25 protein-coding genes and 1 pseudogene are annotated in these 26,240 nt (G+C 68.5%); 12 read left to right on the top strand and 14 right to left on the bottom strand.

All coding sequences use genetic code 11. From position 1 onward, the window contains the following. The first annotated feature begins 105 nt into the window (after nt 1-105). Nucleotides 106-555, top strand: a complete 450-nt coding sequence (locus CQ039_RS10595) for a superoxide dismutase (RefSeq protein WP_105562751.1) — start codon at nt 106-108, stop codon at nt 553-555. A 73-nt stretch (nt 556-628) separates the two neighbouring features. Here the strand turns inward: CQ039_RS10595 and CQ039_RS10590 are convergent, their stop codons facing one another. After that, nucleotides 629-886, bottom strand: a complete 258-nt coding sequence (locus CQ039_RS10590) for a GlsB/YeaQ/YmgE family stress response membrane protein (protein WP_105562752.1) — start codon at nt 884-886, stop codon at nt 629-631. A 183-nt stretch (nt 887-1,069) separates the two neighbouring features. Between CQ039_RS10590 and CQ039_RS10585 the strand changes: the two are divergent. Together CQ039_RS10585 and hisN are read left to right on the top strand one after the other, a co-directional pair. Then, a pseudogene (locus CQ039_RS10585) lies at nt 1,070-1,348 on the top strand (helix-turn-helix domain-containing protein); the annotation flags it as partial. A 79-nt stretch (nt 1,349-1,427) separates the two neighbouring features. Continuing rightward, complete coding sequence (gene hisN / locus CQ039_RS10580) at nt 1,428-2,204, top strand: histidinol-phosphatase (RefSeq protein ID WP_105562850.1); 777 nt, start codon at nt 1,428-1,430, stop codon at nt 2,202-2,204. Here hisN and CQ039_RS10575 read toward each other — a convergent pair. The 3 genes from CQ039_RS10575 to CQ039_RS10565 form a co-directional block, all read right to left on the bottom strand. Beyond that, entirely contained in the window at nt 2,201-3,238 is a 1,038-nt protein-coding gene (locus tag CQ039_RS10575; RefSeq protein WP_105562753.1) for an alpha/beta fold hydrolase, read from the bottom strand. The two genes, hisN and CQ039_RS10575, sit on opposite strands and share 4 nt — an antisense overlap. Further along, complete coding sequence (locus CQ039_RS10570; RefSeq protein WP_105562754.1) at nt 3,235-4,137, bottom strand: class I SAM-dependent methyltransferase; 903 nt, start codon at nt 4,135-4,137, stop codon at nt 3,235-3,237. The genes CQ039_RS10575 and CQ039_RS10570 overlap by 4 nt, the downstream gene beginning before the upstream one ends. A gap of 90 nt (nt 4,138-4,227) precedes the next feature. Continuing rightward, nucleotides 4,228-5,028: a class I SAM-dependent methyltransferase gene (locus CQ039_RS10565; RefSeq protein WP_105562755.1), complete on the bottom strand. Its 801-nt coding sequence runs from the start codon at nt 5,026-5,028 to the stop codon at nt 4,228-4,230. A 287-nt stretch (nt 5,029-5,315) separates the two neighbouring features. Between CQ039_RS10565 and CQ039_RS10560 the strand changes: the two genes are divergently transcribed. Continuing rightward, a complete protein-coding gene (locus tag CQ039_RS10560) occupies nt 5,316-5,804 on the top strand; it encodes an Hsp20 family protein (protein ID WP_105562756.1) in 489 nt (162 codons plus the stop codon). 63 nt (nt 5,805-5,867) lie between these two features. On the opposite strand, the gene CQ039_RS10555 is transcribed toward CQ039_RS10560, so the two are convergent. The 3 genes from CQ039_RS10555 to gpmA form a co-directional block, all read right to left on the bottom strand. After that, on the bottom strand, nt 5,868-7,145 hold the full coding sequence (locus tag CQ039_RS10555; RefSeq protein ID WP_105562757.1) for a pentapeptide repeat-containing protein: 1,278 nt from the start codon (nt 7,143-7,145) through the stop codon (nt 5,868-5,870). A gap of 61 nt (nt 7,146-7,206) precedes the next feature. Then, the gene (locus tag CQ039_RS10550; RefSeq protein ID WP_233190163.1) at nt 7,207-7,827 is read right to left on the bottom strand and encodes a bifunctional diaminohydroxyphosphoribosylaminopyrimidine deaminase/5-amino-6-(5-phosphoribosylamino)uracil reductase RibD; all 621 of its coding nucleotides are present in this window, start codon (nt 7,825-7,827) and stop codon (nt 7,207-7,209) included. Nucleotides 7,828-7,835: 8 nt separating this feature from the next. Then, nucleotides 7,836-8,549, bottom strand: a complete 714-nt coding sequence (gene gpmA, locus CQ039_RS10545; RefSeq protein ID WP_105562759.1) for a 2,3-diphosphoglycerate-dependent phosphoglycerate mutase — start codon at nt 8,547-8,549, stop codon at nt 7,836-7,838. A gap of 196 nt (nt 8,550-8,745) precedes the next feature. On the opposite strand from gpmA, the gene CQ039_RS10540 reads away from it, so the two are divergent. The 3 genes from CQ039_RS10540 to CQ039_RS10530 all read left to right on the top strand — a co-directional run bounded on the left by CQ039_RS10540 (nt 8,746) and on the right by CQ039_RS10530 (nt 13,024). Then, entirely contained in the window at nt 8,746-10,245 is a 1,500-nt protein-coding gene (locus tag CQ039_RS10540; RefSeq protein WP_105562760.1) for a phosphomannomutase/phosphoglucomutase, read from the top strand. A 68-nt stretch (nt 10,246-10,313) separates the two neighbouring features. Further along, nucleotides 10,314-11,618: an FAD/NAD(P)-binding protein gene (locus tag CQ039_RS10535; RefSeq protein ID WP_105562761.1), complete on the top strand. Its 1,305-nt coding sequence runs from the start codon at nt 10,314-10,316 to the stop codon at nt 11,616-11,618. A gap of 119 nt (nt 11,619-11,737) precedes the next feature. Next, on the top strand, nt 11,738-13,024 hold the full coding sequence (locus tag CQ039_RS10530; protein WP_105562762.1) for a cystathionine gamma-synthase family protein: 1,287 nt from the start codon (nt 11,738-11,740) through the stop codon (nt 13,022-13,024). A 38-nt stretch (nt 13,025-13,062) separates the two neighbouring features. Here CQ039_RS10530 and glmM read toward each other — a convergent pair whose 3' ends face one another. Next, nucleotides 13,063-14,415, bottom strand: coding sequence for a phosphoglucosamine mutase (gene glmM, locus CQ039_RS10525; protein ID WP_105562763.1), 1,353 nt, complete (start codon nt 14,413-14,415; stop codon nt 13,063-13,065). A 191-nt stretch (nt 14,416-14,606) separates the two neighbouring features. Here glmM and glmS point away from each other — a divergent pair, with 191 nt between their 5' ends. The 5 genes from glmS (at nt 14,607) to CQ039_RS10500 (ending at nt 20,282) form a co-directional block, all read left to right on the top strand. After that, nucleotides 14,607-16,421, top strand: a complete 1,815-nt coding sequence (glmS, locus tag CQ039_RS10520; RefSeq protein ID WP_105562764.1) for a glutamine--fructose-6-phosphate transaminase (isomerizing) — start codon at nt 14,607-14,609, stop codon at nt 16,419-16,421. 130 nt (nt 16,422-16,551) lie between these two features. After that, a complete protein-coding gene (galU, locus tag CQ039_RS10515) occupies nt 16,552-17,430 on the top strand; it encodes a UTP--glucose-1-phosphate uridylyltransferase GalU (protein ID WP_105562765.1) in 879 nt (292 codons plus the stop codon). After that, nucleotides 17,427-17,858 carry a GNAT family N-acetyltransferase gene (locus CQ039_RS10510; protein WP_158255990.1) on the top strand — a complete coding sequence of 144 codons (432 nt, stop codon included), beginning with the start codon at nt 17,427-17,429 and terminating at the stop codon, nt 17,856-17,858. Before galU ends, CQ039_RS10510 begins: the two co-directional genes overlap by 4 nt. Before the next feature lie 292 nt (nt 17,859-18,150). After that, the gene (locus CQ039_RS10505) at nt 18,151-19,374 is read left to right on the top strand and encodes an NAD-dependent epimerase/dehydratase family protein (RefSeq protein ID WP_105562767.1); all 1,224 of its coding nucleotides are present in this window, start codon (nt 18,151-18,153) and stop codon (nt 19,372-19,374) included. Between the two features lie 23 nt (nt 19,375-19,397). Next, the gene (locus tag CQ039_RS10500) at nt 19,398-20,282 is read left to right on the top strand and encodes an NAD(P)-dependent oxidoreductase (protein ID WP_105562768.1); all 885 of its coding nucleotides are present in this window, start codon (nt 19,398-19,400) and stop codon (nt 20,280-20,282) included. 174 nt (nt 20,283-20,456) lie between these two features. Here the strand turns inward: CQ039_RS10500 and CQ039_RS10495 are convergent, their stop codons facing one another. The 6 genes from CQ039_RS10495 to pheS all read right to left on the bottom strand — a co-directional run bounded on the left by CQ039_RS10495 (nt 20,457) and on the right by pheS (nt 26,215). Beyond that, entirely contained in the window at nt 20,457-21,080 is a 624-nt protein-coding gene (locus CQ039_RS10495) for an EipA family protein (RefSeq protein WP_105562769.1), read from the bottom strand. A gap of 247 nt (nt 21,081-21,327) precedes the next feature. Continuing rightward, nucleotides 21,328-21,879, bottom strand: a complete 552-nt coding sequence (locus CQ039_RS10490; RefSeq protein ID WP_105562770.1) for a TIGR00645 family protein — start codon at nt 21,877-21,879, stop codon at nt 21,328-21,330. 2 nt (nt 21,880-21,881) lie between these two features. Further along, a complete protein-coding gene (gene pheT / locus CQ039_RS10485; RefSeq protein ID WP_105562771.1) occupies nt 21,882-24,305 on the bottom strand; it encodes a phenylalanine--tRNA ligase subunit beta in 2,424 nt (807 codons plus the stop codon). Then, the gene (locus CQ039_RS10480; RefSeq protein WP_105562772.1) at nt 24,302-24,700 is read right to left on the bottom strand and encodes a hypothetical protein; all 399 of its coding nucleotides are present in this window, start codon (nt 24,698-24,700) and stop codon (nt 24,302-24,304) included. The genes pheT and CQ039_RS10480 overlap by 4 nt, the downstream gene beginning before the upstream one ends. Further along, on the bottom strand, nt 24,697-25,122 hold the full coding sequence (locus CQ039_RS10475; protein WP_105562773.1) for a hypothetical protein: 426 nt from the start codon (nt 25,120-25,122) through the stop codon (nt 24,697-24,699). The genes CQ039_RS10480 and CQ039_RS10475 overlap by 4 nt, the downstream gene beginning before the upstream one ends. A gap of 16 nt (nt 25,123-25,138) precedes the next feature. Continuing rightward, on the bottom strand, nt 25,139-26,215 hold the full coding sequence (gene pheS / locus CQ039_RS10470; protein WP_105562774.1) for a phenylalanine--tRNA ligase subunit alpha: 1,077 nt from the start codon (nt 26,213-26,215) through the stop codon (nt 25,139-25,141). Nucleotides 26,216-26,240 lie beyond the last annotated feature (25 nt).

The following is a 26,240-nucleotide window of genomic DNA, read 5'->3' as shown; positions in this document are numbered from 1 at the left end:
CGGTTTGGGGCGCTGAAAAGGTCATTTCTGGGCAGGTGAAACAATCTGAAATGCAGCGAGTTCACCTTTTCGCGAGCGCCAGACTCGCTTGACCGGAGTAACCTCATGATCCGCAAGACCGCCCTGCTCACCGGCATCGCCGGCGCCTTCCTCTTCGCCGCCCCTGTGCTCGCACAAGACGCCACGACGCCGCAGACGCCCGAACCGGCTACCGCTGAGGCGCCTGCGGCACAACCCCAGAGCCTGACCCTGACGCCTGGCGCCACGGTCAAGAGCGCCGACGGTTCGGAGCTCGGCAAGCTGGTCGGCGCCCAGAACGGCGCCTCGGGCCAGGAACTGACCGTGCGCGGCGCCGATGGCTCCGTCCGCCCGGTGCCGGTCGCCGGCATCCGCCAGGACGGCGACGCCATCGTCGTCAACGCCAGCCTGGCCGACTTCCAGGCCGCCGCTCCGATCGGCGGCGAGGCCCCGGCCGAAGCGACTCCGCCGGCTGACGCCACGGACGCGCCTCCGGCCGAGCCGGTGGAGCCGCCGGCCGACGAACCGACCGCCTGATCCCTCGGGTCGGAATGAAGAAGGGGCGGCCCGTCATGGGCCGCCCCTTTGTCGTTCAGTCTCAGGAAACGGCTCAGGCCCGCTTCTTGACCAGGCCAAGCAGGAACAACAGCACCACGGCGCCGACCGTGGCGACGATGATGCCGACGATCCAGTTGCCCGAGGCGTCGATGCCCAGCAGGTTATTGGCCAGGAAGCCGCCGATCAGGGCGCCGATGACGCCGACGATCAGGTTGGTCAGCAGGCCGTGGCTGCGCTTCATGATCTTTTCCGCCAGCCATCCGGCGACGATGCCGATGATGATCCAGGCGATGAATCCAAATCCGCTCATTCTGTCCCTCCCGTAAAAAGGCGTGATGCCTTGACCGTAATGCGCCGCGCCGGCTCAGGTTGCCTGCCCCCCTCAATAAGCTTCACCGTTCGCGCGACAGGCGAAAACGGCACGCCCCTTGCGGCGAGAAGCCTGAGCCGTGCCGAACCGGCACAGCGCAGATCATCAGAGGGAGGGGCCGTCATGGCCGCCGACATCGATCTTCACCTGGGCCGCCGCCTGCGTCGCCGCCGTCGCCTTCTGGGCCTGACCCAGCAGCAGCTCGCCGTCCAGGTCGGCGTGCGCTTCCAGCAGATCCAGAAATACGAATGCGGCGCCAACCGCATATCGGCCGCCCGCCTGTGGGAACTGGCCGAGGCGCTGGAGACCCCGATCAGCTATTTCTACGACGGCCTCGGCGAAGCCATCGAACGGGCCGTCCCGGCGGTCAGCATCGAACCCTTCGTGCGCGCCGAAAGCCTGCACCCCGGCAGCAAGGCCGCCTGACTCTTCGTCAGACCGGCCCCTCGCTCCTCGACGACGGGCGGTGTATCTGCTCGGCATGACCGAACTGGAAACCTTCGCCGTCGAACTGTCGCATGAGGCCGCGCGCACGGCCCTGCCCTTCTTCCGCGGCCAGTTCGCGCAGGAGAACAAGGCGGGGCCCGGCGCCTTCGACCCCGTCACCGAGGCCGACCGCGCCGCCGAGGCCGCCATTCGCCGCCTGATCGCCGCCCGCTATCCGCATCATGGCGTCATCGGCGAGGAATACGGCGAGGACCGTCCTGACGCCGACCATGTCTGGGTGCTGGACCCCATCGACGGCACCCGCGCCTTCATCGCCGGTCTGCCCTTGTGGACCACCCTGATCGCTCTGCGTCATGACGATCAGCCCCTGATCGGCGCCATCGGTCAGCCCTATCTCGACGAGATCTTCCTTGGCGGCCCCTCCGGCGCCCGCCTGCTGCGCGGCGACGCCGAGACCCCGCTCAAGACCCGCGCCTGTCCGGCCCTGTCCGACGCCCTGATCGCCACCACCGACCCTGACATCTTCGTCGGCCCCGACCGCGAGGCCTGGACGCGGTTGCGCGCCTCGGCCCGCCTGGCCCGCCTGGGCTGTGACGCCTATGCCTACGCCATGGTGGCGGCCGGCAGCATCGACCTGGTGGCCGAGACCGAGCTGAAGGTCTGGGACTGGTCGGCGCTCAAACCCGTCGTCGAGGCGGCGGGCGGGCGTGTCACCGGCTGGTCCGGCCAGACGCCCGACGGCGACGGCCGCATCCTGGCGGTGGGCGACGCCGCCCTGACCGCTCAGGCCCTGGCGGTGCTGAACGCTTAAGCCGCGCTCTTTCCCGACGTGGGGGCTGGGGCGGGCGTCGCGGCCTGCCCTTCGGCGGGGGCGACATAGCCGGCCAGGGCGTCGAACTCATCCAGGAAGACGCCGCGCAGGGGGTCGGCCTCCATGATGACCTCGTGCAGGCCGCCCGGCACCTCGACATAGCGCCCCCGTCCCAGACGGCGCGCCGCCCAGCGATTGGTCTGCTTCCACACCTTGTCGTCGTCGGAGGCCTGAACCACGCAGACGGGGATCTTGACCGACTTCAGCGCACGCGGCTTCAGCGCCCGTTCCCCGGCGTCCAGCGCGAAGGCCAGCCAACCCCAGGTCGGACCGCCGATGGCCAGGTGCGGGCAGGCATACAGTTGCTGACGCCACAGGTCGTATCGGTTCTGATCCGAGGTCAGGCCATCCTTCTCGAAGGTGTGGTCGAAGGGATCGTCGGGATTATCCAGCACATAGTCGCCCGCCTTGCCGTGGCGCAGGCTCCACCGCACCGCCAGCTTGACCGACCACATCGACCGCTTGCCGGTCTTGATGCGCAGCATGGGACTGGACAGGAGGGCGCCGGCGAACCGGCTCTCGCCGGCCTCGAGCGACAGCAGGTTCAGCGCCCCGCCCATCGAGTGGCCGACCATGATCCAGGGCTTGGGCGCCTTGGCCTCATAGGCGTCCAGCAGGCGGGCGTAGTCGTCCAGGAACTCCTCGACGGCGCGGGCGTGGCCGCGCAGCCGGTCCGGCAGCAGCCGCGCCGACAGGCCCTGACCGCGCCAGTCGTGGGCCAGAACGCAGAAGCCGCGCGCCAGGAAGTTGCCGATGACCTCGAAATACTTCTCGATCGGCTCGGTGCGGCCGGGGCTCAGCACCACCGTGCCGCGCGGCGTCTTGGCCACCATGGCCGACGGCGTCCACAGGGCCGCGCGCAGGCGAAGCCCGCCCGCGCCGCGATACCAGTCGCCCTCTCCGCCGGGAGGCGAAGCGGCGCCGGGAACCCCCATCAGGGGCGCATGGGCGGCGAAGGCGGTGGCGCGGTTCACTCGGGCTTCCTGAACTTCAAGGTCATGCGATCGCTCTCGCCGATCGCGTCGTATTTGGTGCGGTCGAACTCGGGGTTGGCCGGCTGCCCCATGGGCGCCGTCAGGCGAATGGGCGCCAGGGTATCGGCCCCGAAGGGGTGATCCTTGGTGTCGGCCGGGTTGGCGTTGATCTCGGACGCCTCGACGAAGACGAAGCCAGCCTCGGCGGCCAGTTGCTTGACGAAGGCTTCCTGGACATAGCCGTTGGCCGCCGCCGGGTCCTGGTCCTCATCCGGCTGCAGCCGGTGCTGCTCGACCCCCAGGACGCCGCCGGGCCGCAGGGCGGCATAGGCGTCGGCGAAGGCCTTCTCGGCCAGACCGGCGGCCATCCAGGCGTGGATGTAGCGCATGAACAGCACCAGATCGGCCGTGCCTACCGGCGCCACCGGACCCGTGCCGGCGCCAAAGGCGCTGAACTGGACCTGACCGTACAGCTTCTTGTCGCCCTCCAGCTTGGCCTTCAGGGCGTTGTTGATGGCGATCTGGGCAGGGTCGGCGGCCGGTCCCTCGGCAAAGCCCGCCAGATAGAGCGAGCCGCCGCCCTTGTTCAGATAAGGGGCCAGGATGTCGATGAACCAGCCGCTGCCGGGCCAGAAGTCCACCACCGTCATCTTGGGCTGCAGGCCGAAGAAACGCAGCGTCTCGACCGGATGGCGGGCGGGGTCGCGCGCCTTGTCCGAGGCCGAGCGCCAGGCGCCGGCGACGGCCCATTCCAGCGAGCCTTCCGCCGGACCGGCAGGAACGGCGGGCGCTTGCGGCGCCGCCGCCTTCTCTTCCTTCTTGCCGCAGGCGGCCAGGCCGGCGAAGGCGGCCATGCAGGCGCCCGCCAGGACCGCGCGTCGCGTCGAACGCTCAGCCATGCGCGCCTCCCTGGGCCAGGACCGTCATGGAGATCATCATGGCCTTGGGCTTAAGACGCTTCTCCGCCAGGGTCAAAACCGCAAACGGCATCAGTTCGCGGCCTCGGGCTTACGGAATCGCAGGGTCATGCGGTCGCTCTCGCCGATGGCGTCAAAGCCGGCCCTTTCCTCGGCGGTCAGAACCCGCCCGTCCTTCTGCGAAGATCGCGTCGGCGGCAGGGTCCAGACGCCGAAGGGATGATCCCGGTCGTCCTTGGCGTTGGCGTTCAGTTCGCTGCGCGCCTCCAACTCGAAGCCCGCGCGACGGGCGGCGTGAATGACGTAGCTTTCGGGCACATAACCGGTTGAGGCCACGTCGGCGACGTTCAGGCCGTCGACGCTGCGGTGCTGCTCGACCGCCAGGACGCCGCCCGGCTTCAGCGCCTTGAAGAAGGCCGCCAGATAGGGGTCGGTGCGACCGTCGCTGGACCAGTTGTGGAAGGCCCGCGCCACCACCACCATGTCGGCGGAACCATCGGCCACGCCCATGCTCTCGGTCGGCTTGCCGACGCCGACGTAGGTCCCGCCGGTGGCCGCCGCATAGGGCTCCAGGATGTTGCGCCACCAGCCGGCGCGGCCGGGTTCGATCTCCACCACGGTCAGGCCAGGCTGCAGGCCCCAGAAGGTCAGGGTCTCGAACGGATGGCGCTGGCTGTCGCGGACGCGGTCGGCCTCGGGCCGGGCGGACGAAGCGATCGCGGCCTGAAGCGCAGCGTCCTCCTCGACCTTGGGCATCTCCATCGACAGGCCCTGACGGTGTTGCAGGGCCGGCGATTCCGGCGGGGTGCTTTGGGCGAAAGCGGGCGCGACGAAGGCGGACGCCAGGATGGCGGCGAGGACGAGGGATCGCATAGGGGGCTCCGGTCGGTCCTAAAAAGAAACAATCTGTAACCCTTACGGCGCTTCGCGGCCTCGGCAAGGCGTGGATTGGACCAAGCGACGATTTCGCGCGGCTGCTCGCCGATTGAGGCGCCCCTTGCGCCGCAAGAATGCGCGCCTACCTCTTCATCCGAGAGCGCCGATCCTGGGCTCTCCAGACCTGACGGGGCCGATTTCGGACCGCCGGGGCTGACCCCCTCCGCCGTCCGGGGCAAAATCGCCGGGCGGTTCAACCTTGCTGAATGTCAGAAGGATGACCCATGCGTACCTATGATTTCTCGCCGCTGTACCGTTCCGCCGTCGGCTTCGACCGCCTGGCCCGCCAGTTGGAAAGCGCCGCGCGCTCCAGCCAGGAAAACGGTTGGCCCCCCTATAATATCGAGACGACCGGCGAGAACGCCTATCGCATCGAAATCGCCGTCGCCGGCTTCTCGCCCGACGAACTGAACATCGAGGCCAAGGAAAACTCCCTGACCGTCACCGGCAAGAAGGCCGCCAACGACGATGCGGCGCCGCAGAAGACCTATCTGCATCGCGGCCTGGCCGAGCGCGACTTCGAGCGCCGCTTCCAGCTGGCCGACTATGTGGTGGTCAAGGGCGCCGACCTGTCGAACGGCCTGCTGACCATCGACCTGCAACGCGAGCTGCCCGAGGCCCTCAAGCCCCGCCGCATCGAGATCGCGACCGGCAAGGCCCTGATCGAGGGTGAAACCGCCGGCAAGGCCGACAAGGCGAAGAAGGCCGCCTAAACGCGGCTACGCCTGAAACAACCGGAGAGGGGCGACGTTCGCGTCGCCCCTTTTTCGTGCGCGCTAGGCCGCCGCCGCCTTCAGATCCGCCGGGTCCAGCCCGCGTGCGCCGCCAGTCTGGGCGCCGGTGAAGTCGGCCTGCTTGACCTGGGCGCCGTGCAGCACCGCGCGGCTGAGGTCCGCCCCTGCCAGAACCGCCCGACGCAGATCGGCCCCCGACAGGTCGGCGCCGCGCAGCACAGCGCCCGACAGGTCCGCCGGCAGCAGACGATCGGCCCCCAGCATCAACGGTCCCAACTGGGCCTCGCGCAGATCGACGCCGTTCAGCTTGGCCCGGCCCAGCCGCGCGCCGCGCAGGTCGGCCCGGCGCAGATTGGCCGAGCGCAGGTCCGCGCCCTCCAGCTGTGCGCCCTGAAGCTGCACACCTTCCATATCCAGGCCGTAAAAGACCGCCCCCTTGGCCGACAGGGCCGTCAGGTTCAGGCCGCGAATGGATTCCAGCGGGCGCAGATCGACGCCGTCGAAGACCGAAGGCTGGCCCTCGCCTCCCCCCGTCTCGCACCACAGGGCGTGTTCGCGCAGCATTTCGGCGGCGGGCATGCGGCTGACGGACTCGCCCGCCGGGCGGTTGTCGGTCAGAGCCCCTTCCATATTGGCCCCGTCGGTGCGCCACATGGCGGCCTTGACCCCCACTAGGATGGCGTCGGTCAGGTCCGCGCCCGACAGGTCCGCGCCGGACAGGTCGGCCCCGGCCAGGTCGGCCCCGGTGAAATTGGCCTGCTTCAGATTGGCCCGCACCAGCTTGCAGTCCTTCATGACCGCGTCGGTGAAGTCAGCGGCGATGGCCACCACCCCGGTCATGCGCGAGCGCTGCAGATTGGCTCCGACTAGGCTGGCGCCCTGGGCCTGGGTGTCGCCGCGCTTCTGGGCCTCGATGACGCGGAAGCCCAGCTTGCCGTCCGCCGCCGCGATCGTGCCTTCGCGCAGGTCGGCCTCGAACAGGTCGGCCCCCGACAGGTCGGCCCCGCGCAGACAGGCGCCGCGCAGATCGGCCCGCCTCAGGCTGGCGTCGACCAGGGTGATGTCCTGCATGTCGGCGCCGAAGAAGTTGGCGTTGTCCAGCTTGGCCCCGGACAGGTCGCAGCCGTGCAGGCGGGCGGCGGCGAAGTCGGCGTCGGCCAGATTGCGCCCTCGCAGCGTCAACCCCGACAGGTCCATCCAGGCGAAGACGGCGCGCGCCCCGCCCGGCCGCGCCTGCCACAGCCGGTCATGCTTGGCGCAGATCAGATCGACCTCAGCCTGGGTCGGTTTCTTGCGGACAGGATCGGCGGCGTCGCTCATGCCGCCAACATGGCTTACGCGGCATTAAGGAAGCTTTTCAGAAACACCCGTTTCCGCGGTCCTATTCGGTCAGCAGGCCCTGTTCTCGCAGGGCCTCGGCCAGTTCGCCTTCGTTGGTCCACAGCCGGGTGTAGCCCGCCTCGCCCAGGCGGTTCAGCTCGGTCGTCAGATCGGCGCGCGGGGCGGCGACGAAACGACCGTCAAAGCCCTTGCCGTCCTCGCTGATGCGGACCATCGGCCGCCCGGTCTCCAGACGGTGCAGGAAGCCCTCGCTCAGCACAGCGGCGTCCTCGGCCAGCAGGCCGGTCTCGACCGTCAGGCCCGACTGGCGCAGCCGTTCCGTGCCCCGCCCCGAGGCGAAGGGCGACGGATCAAGCGCGGCGATCACCACCCGCTCGACCCCGGCCTCGGCCAGGAAGTGGGCGCAGGACTTGCGGCCCGACGAGCGGGCGCCGCAAGGCTCCAGCGTGACATAGGCGGTCGCGCCCTTCACGGCCTCGCCGGCGGCGGGCACGGCCTGCTCCTCGGCGTGGGGCCGTCCGCCCGGCGCCGTGGCGGCCTCGGCCAGGACGACGCCGTCCTTCACCAGGACGCAACCGACCGACGGATTGGGCCAGGTCTCGCCCATGCTGGCCAGGGCCAGATCAATGGCGCGGCGCATGTGGACGGCGTCGTCTTTCACGGACGAACTCACGCGATCTTCGGCAAGGCTTGCGCCCGGCCCTCGTCCAGATAGCGGGCGGCGACCGGCTTCAGATCGCCGTCCAGATCGATCTCCAGCGGGTTGCCGGTGGGGATCTCGACGCCGACGATCTGATCGTCCGGCACGGCGAACAGCAGCTTGACGATGGCCCGCAAGCTATTGCCGTGGGCGGCGATCAGCACGTCCTCGCCCGCCTTCAGGCGCGGGGCGATCTCGGCGTCCCAATAGGGCTGCACCCGGTCCAGCGTCGTCTTCAGGCTCTCGGTGTCGGGGATGGCCTTGCCCTCGTAGCGAGGGTCGGCGTGGAAATCGAACTCGCTGCCGGCCGCCAGCGGCGGCGGCGGCACGTCATAGCTGCGGCGCCAGATCTTGACCTGGTCCTCGCCGTGCTTGGCCGCCGTCTCGGCCTTGTCCAGCCCGGTCAGGCCGCCGTAGTGACGCTCGTTCAGGCGCCAGTCCTCGACCACGGGGACGTCCTTCAGACCTGCAGAATCCAGGGCCAGGGCGCCGGTGCGCTTGGCGCGCGTGAGGACCGAGGTGAACATGACGGCGGGCTTGAACCCGGCCTCGGCGATCAGTTCGCCGCCGCGCCGCGCCTGGGCCTCGCCCTCTGCGGTCAGGTCCACGTCCACCCAGCCGGTGAAGCGGTTTTCCAGGTTCCACTGGCTCTGGCCGTGGCGCAGCAGGATCAGGCGGGGCATGGGCGTCTCCGTATGGCAGCCCCTCGCGTAGGCCGTGGACGCGGGGGCGGTCAAGGTTTCACGATGCGGGAAAAGAATGCAGCCCGCTTGGCCCTCGTGCGTTGTTGGCCTCTCCGGGGAGGCCCGCTATACCGCAACGATTGAGGGCGGATAGCTGAACTTCGTTCGTCCAACTGCCCATGCTTCAGGAATACCCATGTCGAAACCGCGCCAGGACATCCGCCCCAATACGGCGGAGTACGAAACCCTCCCCCTGGTGAAGCCGACCGGCTTCCGCGAATACGACGCCCGCTGGATTCTGGAAAAAGAGATCAACCTGCTGGGCATTCAGGCCCTGGGTCTAGGCCTGGCCACCTATGCCCACGAGATCGGCGTGCGCCCGCGCATCGCCGTCGGCCACGACTTCCGCTCCTACTCCCTGTCGGTGAAGCAGGCCCTGATCCTCGGCCTGTTGGAAGGCGGTATGGAAGTCATCGACATCGGCCTGGCCCTGTCGCCCATGGCCTACTACGCCCAGTTCGCGCTCGACTGCCCCTGCGTGGCCATGGTCACAGCCAGCCACAATGAAAACGGCTGGACCGGCGTCAAGATGGGCGCCCAGGCGCCCCTGACCTTCGGCCCCGACGAGATGACCCGGCTGAAGGACATCGTCCTGAACGGCGAGGGCGTCGCTCGCCCCGGCGGCCGCGTCGAACGTGTCGAAGGCTTCCGCCAGACCTACATCAAGGACGTGGCCTCCAAGCTGAAGCTGACCCGTCCGCTCAAGGTCGTGGCCGCCTGCGGCAACGGCACCGCCGGCGCCTTCGCGCCCGAGGCCCTGCGCCTGATGGGCTGCGAGGTGATCGAGATGGACACCGACCTCGACTGGACCTTCCCCAAATATAACCCGAACCCCGAAGACCACGTCATGCTGGTGGCGATGGCCCAAAAGGTGAAGGAAACCGGCGCCGACCTGGCCCTCGGCTTCGACGGCGACGGCGACCGCTGCGGCGTGGTCGACAATACCGGCGAAGAGATCTTCGCCGACAAGATCGGCCTGATGCTGGCCCGCGACCTGTCGGCCATCCACCCGAACGCCGTCTTCGTCGTCGATGTGAAATCGACCGGCCTCTACAAGACCGACGCGGTGCTCAAGGCCAATGGCGCCACCACCGTCTACTGGAAGACCGGCCACTCCTACATCAAGCGCAAGACCGCCGAACTGGGCGCCCTGGCCGGGTTCGAGAAGTCGGGCCACTTCTTCCTGTCGGGCGATCTGGGCCACGGCTATGACGACGGTCTGGTCGCCGCCGGCGCCGTCCTGGCCATGCTGGATCGCAACCCCGGCAAGTCGCTGAGCGAGCTGAAGTCCGCCCTCCCCGACGCCTGGACCAGCCTGACCATGTCGCCGCACTGCGACGACGAGCTGAAGTATGACGTCCTGGCCAAGATCGTGAAGGAATACGAGGACTTGGCGGCCGCCGGCGGTTCGATCCTGGGTCGCAAGATCGTCGAGGCCATCACCGTCAACGGCGTCCGCGTCCACCTTGAGGACGGCTCCTGGGTCCTGGTCCGCGCCTCCTCCAACAAGCCTGAGCTGGTGGTCGTGGTCGAGAGCATGCGCTCGGCCGACGACATGCGCGACCTGTTCAGGAAAGAGGTGAAGCCGCGTCTGGCCGCTCACCCCGAGATCGGCGCCTTCAATCAGGAAATCTGATCGACGGCGCAGGGGGAGAGGATGATCGAACGATTGACCTCTCCCCCCGCCTCGGGCGAGGTGAGGCCATGAACGACGCCGCCTCCTCCCTCCCCGTGGTCATCGTCGGCGGCGGTTTTTCCGGGGCCATGCTGGCCGCGCGTCTGGCCGAGCGCGACCAGGCCTCCGTCTTGATCGAGCGCGGCGACGCCTTCGGTCCGGGCGTGGCCTATGCCACCCCCAATGACGCCCATCGCCTGAACGTCCGCGCCGGACGGATGAGCGCCGTGGCCGACCGTCCCGGCGACTTCGTCGACTGGCTGACGACGCATCATCCCGATCAGGCCGACGCCAACGGCTTCGCCCCGCGCCGCCTCTACGGCCTCTATGTCCGCGACCGACTGAGCACGACCGAGGTCGCCCTTCCCGGTCTGGTCCGTCGCCTGAGCGGCGCCGTCATCGCCATTGAAGGGCGCGCCGCCATCCTGTCCACCGGCGCGCGGATCGACGGGCGCGCCGTGGTCCTGGCCACCGGCAACCCGGCCCCGCGCACCACCCCGACCGGCGAAGACGGACGCATCATCGCCAATCCCTGGACCCCCGACGCCCTGGCGCCGATCCAGCCCGGCGACGACGTCCTGATCCTGGGTGCGGGCCTGACCATGGTGGACGTGCTGCTGACGCTTTTAAGCCAGGGCTGGCGCGGTCGAGCGACGGCGGTGTCGCGTCGCGGCCTCCTGCCCCGCGCCCACGGCCCGCATCACGACGCCCCCATCGACCTGCCGCCCGAGGCCCTGAGCGGCCCGCTCTCCCAGCGTCTGGCGGTCGCGCGGCGACTGGCGCGCGCGCACGGATGGCGCCGCGTCATGGAGGGCTATCGACCCATCACCCTGGATCTTTGGCAGGCCGCCCCCTCGGCCGAGCGCGCCCGCTTCCTGCGCCACCTGCGCCCGTGGTGGGATGTCCATCGCCACCGCATCGCGCCCGAAATCGCCGCAGAACTGGACCGACTGTTCCATGAGAACCGCCTGACGGTCCGCCCGGGCCGCATCCTCGACGTCGAGGCCTCTGCGGACCGCGTCACGGTGCGTCTGGCCGGCGAGGCCGGACAAGCCCTGACCGCCCCCTGGCTGATCGACTGCACCGGCCCCGGCCATGACGCGACGGCGACGCCCCTGACCGCCGCCCTGATCGCCGAGGGGCGGGCTCGCCTCGACCCGCTCAGGCTAGGCCTCGACCTGGACCAGAGCGGTCGTGTCCGCCACGCCGACGGAACGCCGGACCCCGACCTCTACGTCCTCGGTCCGCCCGCCCGCTCCGCCTTCTGGGAAACCATCGCCGTGCCTGATATCCGCCAGCGCATCGAGGCGCTGAGCCTCGCGCTGACGGCCTGATCCAAGCTCCTTCCCGACGGTCGAAACTTCCACCAATCTGCGACTTCCTCTCAACGACTTGGCGGCTGGCGGGCCTTTCTCGGGTCGGCTATCACCGCCTCAGGAGAGGAAACAAAAAAATGAACCGTCACCGCACCCGCGTCCTTGGGGATCGCACCCTCGCGCCTGAAACCCTGATGATGGGCTATGGCTATGATCCGGCCCTGTCGGAAGGCGCGATCAAGGCCCCCCTGTTCCAGTCGTCCACCTTCGTCTTCAAGTCGGCCGAGGACGGCAAGCGCTTCTTCGAGGTCGCCTACGGCCTGCGTCAGCGCGACCCGGACGAGGCGCTCGGCCTGATCTATTCGCGCATCAACAACCCCAATCTGGAAATCCTCGAGGACCGCCTCGCCGTCTGGGACAAGGCCGACAAGGCCCTGGTCTTCTCGACCGGCATGGCCGCCATCTCGACCGCCATGCTCGCTGTGGTGCGGCCCGGCGACGTCATCCTCTATACGGCCCCGGCCTATGGCGGCACCGAATACCTGTTCGACCGCATCCTGCCCCGCTACGGCGTCAAGGCGATCAGCGTGCCCGCCGCCGAGGGCGCCGACGCCCTGGACGCCGCCATGGTCGCCGCCGCCGCCGAGGCGAAAACGACGGGCGGTCGCCTCGCCGCCGTCTATCTGGAGACCCCGGCCAACCCGACCAACCAGCTGGTCGACATCGCCCGCGCCGTGGCCGGCGCCAAGGCCGTGGATCAGGCCGAGCGCCCGATCGTGGCGGTGGACAACACCTTCCTCGGCCCCCTGTGGCAGAGCCCGCTGGAGCTGGGCGCCGACCTCGTCCTCTATTCGCTGACCAAGTATGTCGGCGGCCATTCCGACCTGATTGCGGGCGGCTGCATGGGCGCAGCCGACCTGATGGCGCGGGTCGGCGAAATGCGCACCATCTGCGGCACCACCACCGATCCGCACACGGCCTGGCTGCTGCTGCGCAGCCTTGAGACCCTGCATATCCGCATGGAGCGGGCCCAGGAGAACGCCCTGATCCTGGCCGAGCGCCTGCGCGCCGATCCGCGGGTCAGCGCCGTCCTGACCGCCGGCGGGCCGGACGCCTCGCCCGAACAGCAGGCCATCTTCGCGGCCCAGTGCAAGGGCTCGGGCTCGACCTTCTCGCTGGAGCTTCCCGGCGGCGAGGCCGAAGCCTTCCGCATGCTGAACGCGCTTCGCCTGTTCAAGCTGGCCGTCAGCCTGGGCGGCGCCGAGAGCCTGGCCTCGCACCCCTCCAGCATGACCCATTCGGACTATACGCCCGAAGCCAAGGCCCGCAGCGGCATCGGCGACAACCTGGTGCGCCTGTCGGTCGGCATCGAGAACGTCGAGGACCTGTGGGCCGACCTGCAACAGGCCCTGGCCGCGATCTGAGGCGCTTGGCGGGCGCCGTTTCGGCGCCCGCCGATCTCTTACTGACCCGCCGCCTTCACCGCCGCCGAGACCTCGGCGACCACGCGCTTGACCAGGGCCTCGTCATCGCCCTCGGCCATGACGCGGATCAGTTTTTCAGTGCCGGACGGACGCACCAGCAGGCGGCCCGCGCCCTTCAGGGCGGCCTCCGCCTCGGCCATAGCCGCCTTGACCTTCTCGTCTTCCAGCGGCTTGCCGGCGCTGTAGCGGACGTTCTGCAGCAGTTGCGGCACCGGCTCGAACTGGCGCGCCAGCTCGCTCATCGGCACCTCCTGTTCGACCAGGACCGCCAGCACCTGCAGGGCCGCCATCAGGCCGTCGCCGGTCGTGGCGTGGTCCTTCAGGATGATGTGGCCCGACTGCTCGCCGCCGATGTTGAAGCCGCCCGCGCGCATCCGCTCCATGACGTAGCGGTCGCCCACCTTGGTCCGCTCCAGCGTCAGGCCCTCGGATTGCAGACGGCGCTCAAGCCCCAGGTTGGACATGACGGTGGCCACCACCCCCTTGCCGTTCAGGCGCCCGCGCTTGGCCCAGTCCAGACCGATCAGGGCCATGATCTGGTCGCCGTCGACCACATGGCCCTTCTCGTCGCAGATGATGACCCGATCGGCGTCGCCGTCCAGGGCGATGCCGATGTCGCAACGATAGCGTTTCACCGCCTCGGACACGGCCTCGGGATGGGTCGAGCCGCAGTCGGCGTTGATGTTCAGGCCGTTCGGCTCGACCCCGACGGGGAAGACCTCGGCCCCCAGCTCGTAAAGCGTGGTCGGCGCGACGCGGTAACCGGCGCCATTGGCGCAGTCGATGGCGATGCGCAGGCCCTTGAGGCTGAGACGTTTGGGGAAGGCCGACTTGGCGATCTCGATGTAGCGCGGCGGGGCGTCGTCGATGCGCTTGACCCGGCCCAGCTTGTTGGCCGGGGCCAGGTCCTGATTCAGGCCCTCGTCCATCATGGCCTCGATCTTCAGCTCGATCTCGTCCGACAGCTTGTAGCCGTCCGGCCCGAACAGCTTGATGCCGTTGTCGGCATAGTCGTTGTGCGAGGCCGAGATCATGATGCCCAGATCGGCGCGCATCGAGCGCGTCATCATGGCCACGCCCGGCGTCGGCAGGGGACCGAATGTGCGCACGTCCATGCCCACACTGGCCAGACCGGCCACAAGCGCCGGTTCGATCATGTAGCCAGACAGGCGCGTGTCCTTGCCGATCACCACCAGATGGCGACGATCATCGTCGGTGCGGAACAGCTTGCCCGCCGCCAACCCGACCCGCAGCGCGACCTCGGCCGTCATCGGATGGGTGTTGGCCCGGCCGCGAATGCCGTCGGTACCGAAGTATTTTCTCTCGCCCAAGGGCGTCGTCCTTCGCTGGCGGCCCGTCGGGTTTGCAAAGAAACCTTCCGAAACCCATTTTTTGATGTCGCCGGTCCACGCTTCCCCTAGATCAAACTCAAAGGGCGAGACGGGCGGAACCCTCTCGCTTACCTCTTACGGCGGCGTCGCGCAAAGCGCGACCGCCCGGCCCCTTCACCGGAGCAGACCATATGTGCGGCATCATCGGCATCACGGGCGCAGGCGCCGTCGTTCCCCGCCTGATCGACAGCCTGAAGCGGCTGGAGTATCGCGGCTATGATTCCGCCGGCATCGCCGCCGTGGTTGACGGCCGCATCGAACGCCGCCGCGCCAAGGGCAAGATCCGCGAGCTGGAAGCCGTCCTGGCCGTCGAGCCCCTGAGCGGGACCATCGGCATCGGTCACACCCGCTGGGCCACCCACGGCGCGCCCACGACCGCCAACGCCCACCCGCACAAGGCCGGCCGCGTCTGCCTGGTCCACAACGGCATCATCGAGAACTTCGCCGAGCTGAAGGCCGAGCTGGAAGCCGAGGGCCGCGTCTTCGAGAGCCAGACCGACACCGAGGTCGTGGCCCACCTGCTGGATCACAAGCTGGCGGCGGGCCTGGCCCCGCTGGACGCCTTCAAGGCCACCCTGGACCGCCTGACCGGCGCCTATGCCCTGGCCGTCTTGATCGAGGGCGAGGACGAGCTGATCCTGGGCGCGCGCCGCGGCAGTCCCCTGATCGTCGGCTGGGGCGAGGGCGAGATGTATCTGGGCTCGGACGCCCTGGCCGTCGGCCCCTTCACCCAGAAGATCTCCTATCTGGAAGAAGGCGACTATGTCGCCATGACCCGTTCGGGCGCGCGCATGTTCGACGCCTCGGGCCATCCGGCCGACCGCGCCGTGGTGCAGGTCTCGGCTTCGTCCGCCATGGTCGAGAAGGGCGCCTATCGCCACTTCATGGAGAAGGAAGTCCACGAGCAGCCCGACAGCGTCCAGCACACCCTGTCCGAGTATCTCGACCTGGTGACCGGCACGGCCAAGCCGCAAGCCGTGGACTTCGCCGCCGTCGACCGCATCCAGATCATCGCCTGCGGCACCGCCTTCTACGCCGGTCAAATCGGCAAATACGCCTTCGAGAAGTATGCGGGCCTGCCCTGCGACGTCGAGATCGCCTCGGAGTTCCGCTACCGTTCGCCGGCCCTGACGCCCGGCACCGTCGCCGTGGCCGTCAGCCAGTCGGGCGAGACCGCCGACACCCTGGCCAGCCTGACCTGGTGCAAGGCGCAAGGGCTGAAAACCGCCGCCGTCGTCAACGTCCACACCTCGTCCATGGCGCGCGAGGCCGAGGTCCTGTGGCCGACCCACGCCGGGCCGGAAATCGGCGTCGCCTCGACCAAGGCCTTCACCGCCCAGGTTTCGGCCCTGCTGGCCCTGGCCGTCGCCGCCGGCGTGGCGCGCGGTCGCATCGACGCCACGCATGAGGCCGAACTGGTCAAGGCCCTGTTCGAGGCCCCGCGCCTGATCGCCGAGGCCCTGCAGATGGACGGTCAGATCCGCACCATCGCCCACGACCTGGCCAAGGCCACCGACGTCCTGTTCCTCGGCCGGGGCGCCATGTTCCCCCTGGCCATGGAAGGCGCGCTGAAGCTGAAGGAGATCAGCTATATCCACGCCGAGGGCTACGCCGCCGGCGAGCTGAAGCACGGCCCGATCGCCCTGGTGGACGAAAAGACCCCGATCATCGCCCTGGCCCCGCTGGACGAGGTCTATGAGAAGACCGCCTCCAACCTGCAGGAAGTCGCCGCCCGCGGCGGTCCGGTCGTCATGATCGCCCCGGCGAACGCCCCCGCCCCGCACGGCGCCGGCATCCGCCGCGTCGACGCCCCCGACTGCCACCCCCTGATCGCGCCCCTGGTCTATGCCGTCCCGGTGCAGCTGCTGGCCTATTACACCGCCGTCCAGAAGGGCACGGACGTCGACCAGCCGCGCAACCTGGCCAAGTCGGTGACGGTGGAATGACACGCGGTTCCTTCTCCCCTTGTGGGAGAAGGCTGACGTGCTCGGATGCAACCCGCTTCGCTCCCTCACGTTTGGAACCGTCACGGTTTGCGCCTATGACAGGCGCCCAACGGCTGTTTCAGGACGACTGATGACGACTTCCCCCGCGCGCCTTCGCAAGGCGGTTCTCCCTGTGGCTGGTCTGGGCACCCGTGTCCTGCCCGGCACCAAGACCACGCCGAAGGAGCTGCTCAACGTCGTCGACCGGCCGATCCTGTCCTACATCGTCGAAGAGGCGCGCGAGGCGGGGATCGAGCACATCGTCTTCGTCACCGGCCGCGCCAAGCAGGCCATCGAGGACTATTTCGACCACCAGATCGAGCTGGAGGCCCAGCTTCTGGCCAAGGGCAAGACCGAGATTCTGGCGGCCATGAACGCCGAACTGGCCACCGCCGGCGAGATGAGCTTCACCCGCCAGATGCAGCCCAAGGGCCTGGGCCACGCCGTCTGGTGCGCCCGCGACATCATCGGCCACGAGCCCTTCGCCGTCATCCTGCCCGACGTCATCGTCGATTCGCAGCCGGGCGCCCTGAAGCAGTTGGCGGACCTCTATGCCGAGGTCGGCGGCAATGTCATCGGCGTCGAGGCCGTGCCGGAGGCCGACACCCACAAATACGGCATCATCGATCCCTCAAGCCAGGACGGTCGCCGCTTCGCCATGAAGGGCATGGTCGAAAAGCCGAAACAGGGCACGGCCCCGTCCAATATGTCGATCTCGGGCCGCTACATCCTGCAACCGGAAATCTTCGACCTGCTGGAAACCCAGGAAAGCGGCGCCGGCGGCGAAATCCAGCTGACCGACGCCATGGACCGCCTGATGAAGACGCAGGTCTTCACCGCCTATGAATATGAAGGCGTGACCCACGACTGCGGCGACAAGATCGGCCTGCTGCGCGCCAACCTCGCCCTGGCCCTGAAACGCCCCGACTTGAAGGACGCCGCCCGCGCGGCGCTGGAAAGCCTGCTGTGATCCGCCCGGTGACGCCGACCGACGCCGCCGCCCTCACCGCCGTCTGGCGGCGCGCGGTCGAGGCGACCCACCACTTCCTGACGCCCGAGGCCATCGACGGCATCGAAACCGACGTCGCCGCCTGGCTGGGCAGCGGCGACCCCAACCTCTGGGCCTGGGAACAGGACGGCGCGCCGGTCGCCTTCCTCGGCCTGTCCGATGATGAACTGGCGGCCCTGTTCGTGGACCCCCGCCTGCACCGATCCGGCATCGGGCGCCGGCTGGTCGATCACGCCCTGTCGCTGGGCGCCCAGCGTCTCAGCGTCAACGAAGACAATCCCGGCGCCCGCGCCTTCTACGAGCGCCTGGGCTTCCAGGCCGTGGACCGCGCCGAGACCGACGACGCGGGCCGCCCCTATCCGCTGATCCTCATGGCCCTGGGCAGATAGAGCGACCGGTCGGAGCGAAGAAGCGCCGCCGCCGTCACATCAAGGCCCGCCAATCCCTGAAAATCAGCGACCTTGGGCCACGCCCGCCCTCTTGAACGCGCCACCCCTTCGCCCCGCGCCATGCTCTCTTGATCAGGCCTGCCGGCCTGATCCCGGCCTCTGATTTCAGACCAATTAGACTCTTTAGACTCTGTTTTTTCACTCCGCCGTCGATCCGCGCCCAAGCGCCGCGCTTTCACCCCCGCGCGCCTTCGGCTAGGCATTACAGGATGTTGATACGAGGGTTCGACTGATGCGCGTGATGATCCTGGGCGGCGACGGCTTCTGCGGCTGGCCCACGGCCCTGCACCTGTCGGCGCGCGGCTGGGAGGTGCTGATCGTCGACAACCTCAGCCGCCGCAACATCGACAATGAGCTGGAGGTCCAGTCCCTGACCCCCATCCGCACCATGGGCGAGCGCATCGCCGCGTGGAAAGAGGTCTCGGGCCGCGACATCGACTTCGTCAACATGACGGTGGGCCAGGAGTTCGACCGCCTGGTCGCCCTGATCAAGGACTGGGGCCCCGACAGCGTCGTCCACTTCGCCGAACAGCGCGCCGCCCCCTATTCGATGAAGTCGGCGCGGCACAAGCTCTACACCGTCGACAACAATATCAACGCCACCCACCACCTGCTGGCCGCCATCGTCGAGAGCGGGCGCGACGTCCACCTGGCCCACCTGGGGACCATGGGGGTCTATGGCTACACCACCGCCGGTCTGCGCATCCCCGAGGGCTATCTGAAGGTCACGGTGGACACCGACCACGGCCCGACCGAGCAGGAGATCCTGTTCCCGCCCAATCCGGGCAGCATCTATCACATGACCAAGACGCAGGACGCCCTGCTGTTCCAGTTCTACGCCCGCAACGACGCCCTGCGGATCACCGACCTGCATCAGGGCATCGTCTGGGGCGCCCAGACCGAGGAAACCCGTCTGGACGAGCGCCTCATCAACCGCTTCGACTATGACGGCGACTACGGCACGGTGCTGAACCGTTTCCTGATGCAGGGCGCGCTTGGCTATCCGCTGACGGTGCACGGCTCGGGCGGCCAGACACGGGCCTTCATCCATATCCAGGACACCGTGCGCTGCGTCGAGCTGGCCCTGAACAACCCGCCCAAGTCCGGCGACCGGGTCAAGATCCTCAACCAGATGACCGAAAGCCGCCGCGTCCGCGATCTGGCTCAGATGGTCGCCGACATGACCGGCGCCGAGGTCCACAATGTCGCCAACCCGCGTCAGGAAGCCGACGAGAATGAACTGGTCGTCGCCAATGACCAGTTCCGCGACCTGGGGCTGAAGCCGATCACCCTGGCCGAGGGTCTGATGGCCGATGTCACCGACATCGCCCGCCGCTACGCCGACCGCGCCGACCGGACCAAGATCCCCTGCGTCTCCACCTGGAACGGCAAGCGCGCCCAAGCGCTGCAGTCTCAGGGGACGGACCCCGCCCCCGCCGTCGCCAAGACCGCCTGATCGTATCGTCTGACCGGACCGCCATGACCCAGCCTGCCCCCGCCGCCCCTTCGCTTCTGGTCTTCGGCGGCGGCTATCTCGGGCTTGAGGCGGCGCGCGAGGTCCTCCGACGTGGCGGGCGGGCCTTCGCCACCTCGCGCGATCCAGAGCGCCGCGCAGAGCTGACGGCGGCGGGCGCCATCGCCGTCGACCCGACCGACGGAGCCGCCTTGCAGGCCGCCGTGGCCAGCGCCTCGGCCATCCTGATCACCGCCGCCCCTGACGGCGCCGGCTGCCCCGGCTTGAAGGCCCTGGTCCCGGCCATCAGCGCCGCCCAGGCCTATCCCGACTGGATCGGCTATGTCTCTTCGACCGCCGTCTATGGCGACCGGGCGGGCGGCTGGGCCTTCGAAGATGATGAACTGAACGCCGCCAGTCTGGAGGGCGCGCGCCGCGTGCGCGCCGAGCAGGACTGGCTGGACGCCGGGCGCGGCATGGGTCTGACGGTGCAGATCTTCCGCCTCCCCGCCATCTACGGCCCCGGCCGTTCGCCGCTGGACCGCCTGCGCGACGGCACCGCGCGCTTGGTGAAAAAGCCCGGCCAGGTGTTCAACCGCATCCATGTCGAGGACGCCGTGGCCGGCTTCTTCGCCTCCATGGCCCGCCCGCATCCGGGCCGCGCCTACACCTTAGCCGACGACGAACCGGCCGCCGCCGACGTGGTGATGACCGGGGCGGCGGCGCGCCTCGGCCTGCCCGTCCCGCCCGAAGTCTCGCTGGACGACCCGTCGGTGTCGGACGCCATGCGGCGTTTCTACAATGACAACAAGCGCCTCTCGAACGCCCGCGCCAAGGCCGAGCTGGGCTGGCGACCCAAGTATCGAAACTGGCGCGAGGGGTTGGAGGCGCTCATCCGCCAGGGCGAATGAGCATTCTCGGCGGGCCGCGGTCAGAAGGCTCCGCCTTCTCGACCCGACGCGGCCTGGCGCTTCGCGCGCCCTTCTGCGCTCAAGCAGTCCGCCGCCGCGCGGCGGACGCTAGCGCCCAAAAATGCGGCTCAAGCAGCGAGGCCCCGCGGGCCGAGCGCTAGCGTCCCTTCCTTCTTAGAAGGGCAACAAATTCCGCTGACGGCTGTAGCTCATGGTGCCGACATTGGCGCCCAGGCGCAGGCCGACGCCGGTGCGGATGGGGGCCAGGACGATGCCGTCCGCGCGCTGGTAGTTCACGCCCAGACCAGCGACCAGATAGGCCGAGCCCTCGACGCCGGGATAGCGGCGATAGAGCATGTCCGGGTGATAGAGGCCGTAGACCAGGGTGAAGACCCGGCTGGCGTTGCCGCCCACGTCCCAGCCGATCGAAGCCCCCTGCCAGAAGACCTCCTGCGAGGCCGACAGGTCCTTCATGTGCAGGGCGCCGCGACCATAGCGCACGCCCACGACGGCGGCCCCGGCGGCTTCCTCGCCGGCGATATAGGCGGTCGGGCGGTCGCCCTGTTCGGCGAAGATGCGCTCGATGGCCGAGCCCATGGCCTCGGCGGCGATACCCATCTCGCGCGAGCCGGCCGCGACCAGCTCGTCAAAGGTATAGGCCTGGGCGTTCTGATCCGAAGCGATCGGATAGTTGGGGTCAGTCGGCTGGCGCGTCGAAGCGCAGGCCCCCAGGCCCGCGGGCAGGGCGCCGGCGGCGGCGAGACCAAGGCTGGTGCGGATCAGTTGGCGGCGATGCATGTCGAAGCTCCTGACAGAGGACGGGTCGCCCATCGTCGCGGGCTTGGCCTACCGTCCGTGTCTTTTGCGGCAGCCTTGGGGCTTTAAGGTTAACCGAACCTTGCCTGGCCGTATTCGACGCCGCCCGCCGCGATCAAGCCTTTGTCAAAAGGCCAACCCCACCCCAAACCTCATGGACGAAGCGTCACGGGCCTCAAGTAGCGCGTAAGCGCGGTAGACCCCAAAAAGAAAACACTAGGGCTACGCCCTAGTGCTTGTCGGTTTTCGCTGCGACCCAGTCCATGACCGCCAGCAGGACGCCCGAGGCCACGAAGGTCAGGTGGATGATCACCGCCCACATCAACCCGGCCTCGTCCAGCGGCACGCCCGGCTTGCCGATGTTCATGAAGCTCTTGAGCAGATAGATGGCCGAGATCGCCACGATGGAGGCGATCAGCTTCATCTTCAGACCCGAGAAGTCGACCGTGCCCATCCACGGCGGGCGGTCCACGTGGTTCTCGTCCAGATCCAGCTTGGAGACGAAGTTCTCATAGCCGGAATAGATGACGATCAGCAGCAGATTGCCCGCCAGGGACAGGTCCACCAGGCTGAGGATGGCCAGGATGGCGCCGTCGGACCCCATGTGGCCTTCCCCCATGACGAAGGCCTGCGGCACGTAATAGATCAGCTCGCGCACGAAGACGGCCAGCAGCATGACCAGAGCCGCGACCAGGCCCAGATAGAAGGGGGCCATCAGCCAGCGGGCGCGGAACAGGCTGCGTTCGAACTGGACCTCGGCCCAGGGCTTCTTGTCCGCCATCCTCAGGTCCTCAACACCGCGCCGGCCTTGGCGGCGGCGGCGACGACCTTGGCCGTCAGGGCCTCGATCTCGGCCTCGGCCAGGGTGGCGGCGCGCGGTTGGATCTCGACCTCGATCGCCACCGACTTCTGGCCCTCGGGCACGCCCTGGCCGCGATAGACGTCAAAGACGCGCACCTCGGCGATCAGGGCCTTGTCGGCGCCGGCGACGGCGCGGGTCAGGTCGCCCACGGCCTTGGCCTCATCCATCAGGAAGGCGAAGTCGCGGCTCAGCGGCATCAGGTTCGGCAGATCCGCCGCGCCACGCGCCTTGCCGCCTTTTCCACGCGGCTCCGGCACGGCGTCGAGAATGATCTCGAAGGCCAGCATGGGGCCGTCCGCATCCAGAGCCTTGAGAACACGCGGGTGCAGTTCGCCGAACTCGGCGATGACGTTCTTGGGCCCCAGTTGCAGGCGGGCCGAACGACCGGGATGCCACCAGCCCTGGTTCGACCCCTGCGCCAACTGCAGCGAGGCGACCGGGGCGCCGATCTCTTCCAGCAGGGCGAACAGATCGCCCTTGAGGTCGAACAGGGCGTCCTCGCCCGCGCCGCCCCAGTGACGGTCGGGATGGGGCGCGACCAGGCCGGCGATGACGGTGCGCTGACCGGTCGGCTGATCGTTCAGATAGATGGGACCGACCTCGAACAGGGCGGCGTCGGCATGGCCGCGCGCGGCGTTGCGCGCCGCCGCCTGGATCAGGTTGGGCAGGACCGACGGCCGCATGCAGTCGAGATCCGCCGCGATGGGGTTTTCCAGCACCAGACGCTCGTCGCCGCCGCCGAACAGGACGGCGGTCGACTGCTTGGTGAAGGACCAGGTCACGGCCTCGGCGTAGCCCAGGCTGGCCAGGGCGCGACGAGCGACGCGGACGCGGGCCTGACGCGGGCTGAGAACACCCTGCGCCTTGCGGGCGACCTCGGGCAGGGGCGTGTTCGGCAAGGCGTCAAAGCCCTCGATGCGCGCCACCTCCTCGACCAGATCGGCCCGGCCTTCGACGTCGCGACGCCACGACGGCGGGGTCACGGTCCAGGGTTCGACCTGATCGGCGCCGCCGGCGGTGACCAGGAAGCCGAGCTGACCCAGGATGGTGCCGATGCGGTCGTCGGACAGTTCCATGCCGGTCAGGCGCTTCACATAGGCCGGGTCGAAGGCGAAGGGCGCCGGGCTGGCCGGCGGCTCGCCGACGAAGACGATCTCGGACGGCTCGCCGCCGCACAGGTCCAGGATCAGACGCGTGGCCAGTTCCAGCCCCGGCGTCACAGAGACCGGGTCGACGCCGCGCGCAAAGCGGTACTGGGCGTCGGAATGAATGCCCAGGGTGCGGCCCGTCTGGGCGATGACGATGGGCTCGAACCAGGCGCTTTCCAGGAAGACGTCGGTAGTGTCGTCGCTGCAGCCCGTGCTTTCGCCCCCCATGACGCCGCCCAGGCCGATGGGGCGTTCCCCGTTGGCGTCGGCGATGACGCAGTCGGCCGCCGAGGCGGCGTAGGTCTTGCCGTCCAGGGCGATCAGATGTTCGTGCTCGCCGCTTTCCGCCGAGGTCAGGCCCGCACGGACGACAATCTCGGTCCCCGACAGCTTGGCCAGGTCATAGACGTGCAGCGGCCGAGCGCGGTCGTAGGCGATCAGGTTGGTGACATCGACCAGACGGTTGATCGGACGCAGGCCGATGGCGATCAGGCGCTTCTGCAGCCAGGCCGGCGACGGGCCGTTCTTGACGCCACGGATGACGCGGCCGGCGAAGACCGGGCACATCGCGGGAGCCTCCAGCCGCACCGAGATCGGCGAGGGGAAGGCGCCGCGCACCACGGCGATGTCGAAATGCTTCAGCTTGCCGACGCTGGCGGCGGCCAGGTCGCGGGCGATGCCGGCGACGCCCAGCCAATCGGGGCGGTTCGGCGTCACCTCGAAGTCAATGACCGGCTCGGCGCCGAACAGACCGGCGACCGGGGTCCCGACCGGAATCTCCGGCGGCAACTCCTGAATGCCGTCGCTCTCATCGGCCAGTTCCAGCTCCGAGGCCGAGCACAGCATGCCGTGCGAGACCACGCCCCGCACCGGCTTCTCGACCAGGGTCACACCCAGGCCCGGCACATAGGCGCCGATGGGAGCATAGATGGTGGTCAGGCCCGGACGCGCGTTCGGGGCCCCGCAGACGATCTCTTTCAGACCGTCGACCGTCTCGACCTGGCAGACCTGCAGACGATCGGCGTCGGGGTGGCGCGCGGTCGAGATGATCTTGGCCACGGTGAAGGGGGCCAGGACGGCGACGGGGTCGTGAACCTCCTCGACCTCCAGCCCGGCCATGGTCATGGCCTCGGCGATCTGGTGGACGTCGGCCTCGGTCTCGAGGTGATCCTTCAGCCAGGACAGCGTGAACTTCATTGGGCGGCTCCGCCGCTGATCGCCTGGGTCAGGTCGTCAAGGAAGGCCGGTTCGCCGGTGAAACCGACGCCAAGGAAGCGGCAGTTGATGAACTGGCAGTTCTTGAACGCGATAGGCCCGACGACGCGGTTCTTGCCCAGCGGCGCCAGCATCAGACTACGCGGATCGCCCTGTTGATCGCCCAGGTCGCATCCGTTGAACTCGCAGCGCGCGACCGGAATGATCACCGCGGGTCCCTCGAACAGGCAGCCCTCGAAACGGCGGTTCTCGATCACCTGCGAGCCGGCCCGCGCGCTTTCGATATAGAGCTGCGGCAGCCAGATATTGATACGCGTATAGGTCGGCCCCGGGCCGAGCGGTTCCAGCGTCAGGATAGGGTTGGCAGCGTCGGTCATGCCTGCACCGCCTTGCCGCGCGCGGCCAGCAGCCCATTCTCGATGTCGTCGAGCATTTCCCGCTTGCCGGTGAAGGCCACTTGCACAAAGCGGCAGCGGACGAAGCGGCAGTTCGCCATGCCGACGACGCCCGCGATCATGTCGCCGCGCGGGTCCAGCAACAGGGTCTTCGGATTTTCCGCCACGCCCATGTTGCAGGTGTCGAAGGTGGTGCCGTCCATCACCGCCATCACCGCCGGCCCCTCGATCAGGCATTCAGTGAAGGTCTTGCCGTCAATAACGGGCTGGCCCGCGTTCACGTGATGCACCGCCAGCGACGGCAGCCAGACGGCCTCCTGCTCGAAAGTCGTACGCGCCACCAGTTCGCGGCCGAATTTTTCATCAGCAGACATCGGCGCTTGGGCTTGAGTTTGATCGGTCATGGAATGTCTCTTGAATTCAGCTGAGGCCGCTGGCCGAGTTGGGCGCGGCAAAGGCGGAGAAGCCGTAGTGCGCCAGCCAGCGCGTATCGGCCTCGAACATGGGGCGCAGGTCGGAGACGCCGTATTTCAGCATGGCCAGGCGGTCGACGCCCATGCCGAAGGCGAAGCCCTGATACTCGTCCGGGTCGATGCCGGCGTTGCGCAGCACATTGGGGTGCACCATGCCGCAGCCGAGAATCTCGAGCCAGTCCTCGCCCTCGTTCAGGGTCAGCTTGCCGCCCGAGCGATCGCAACGGATGTCCATCTCGGCCGAGGGCTCGGTGAAGGGGAAGTGGTGCGGCCGGAAGCGGGCGTTGACGTCGCCCAGCTCGAAGAAGCGGCCGATGAAGGTTTCCAGCGTCGTCTTCAGATGACCCATGTGGATGTCGCGGTCGATCACCAGACCCTCGATCTGGTGGAACATCGGCGTGTGGGTGGCGTCGGAATCCTTACGGAAGGTGCGGCCGGGCGCGATGATGCGGATCGGCGGCTTCTGGCTCATCATGGTCCGCACCTGCACCGGGCTGGTGTGGGTGCGCAGCACCTTGCGCTCGCCCGTTTCCGGGTCAGGCTTGAGGAAGAAGGTGTCGTGCATTTCCCGCGCCGGGTGCTTGGGCGGGAAGTTCAGGGCGGTGAAGTTGTGGAAGTCGTCTTCGATGTCCGGGCCCTCAGCCACGGCGAAGCCCATCTCGGCGAACAGGGCGATCATCTCGTCCATGACCTGCATGGTCGGGTGCACCCCGCCCTTGCGGCGCGGACGGCTGGGCAGGGTCAGATCGACGCGCTCGGCCAGCAGGCGGGCGTCCAACTCGGCGGCCTCCAGCTCGGCCTTCTTGGCGGCGATAGCGGCGCTGACGCGGTCGCGCAGACCGTTGATGATCGGCCCCTGTTCGCGGCGTTCATCGGGGCTGAGCGCGCCCATCCCCTTGAGCAGGGCCGAGACGGCCCCGGTCTTGCCGAGGGCGGCGACGCGCACCTCTTCGATCGCAGCGACGCTTTCGGCCGCTCCGATGGCGTTGATCAGGTCGAGTTCTAGCTGGGCGAGATCGGTCATGGTCCGCAGCGTCTAGCCCGACATG

It is taken from the genome of Brevundimonas sp. MYb52, from assembly GCF_002979535.1.
Lineage (GTDB): Bacteria > Pseudomonadota > Alphaproteobacteria > Caulobacterales > Caulobacteraceae > Brevundimonas.
The sequence above is the reverse complement of the archived record's forward strand: the minus strand, read 5'-3'. Positions and strand labels throughout refer to the sequence as shown.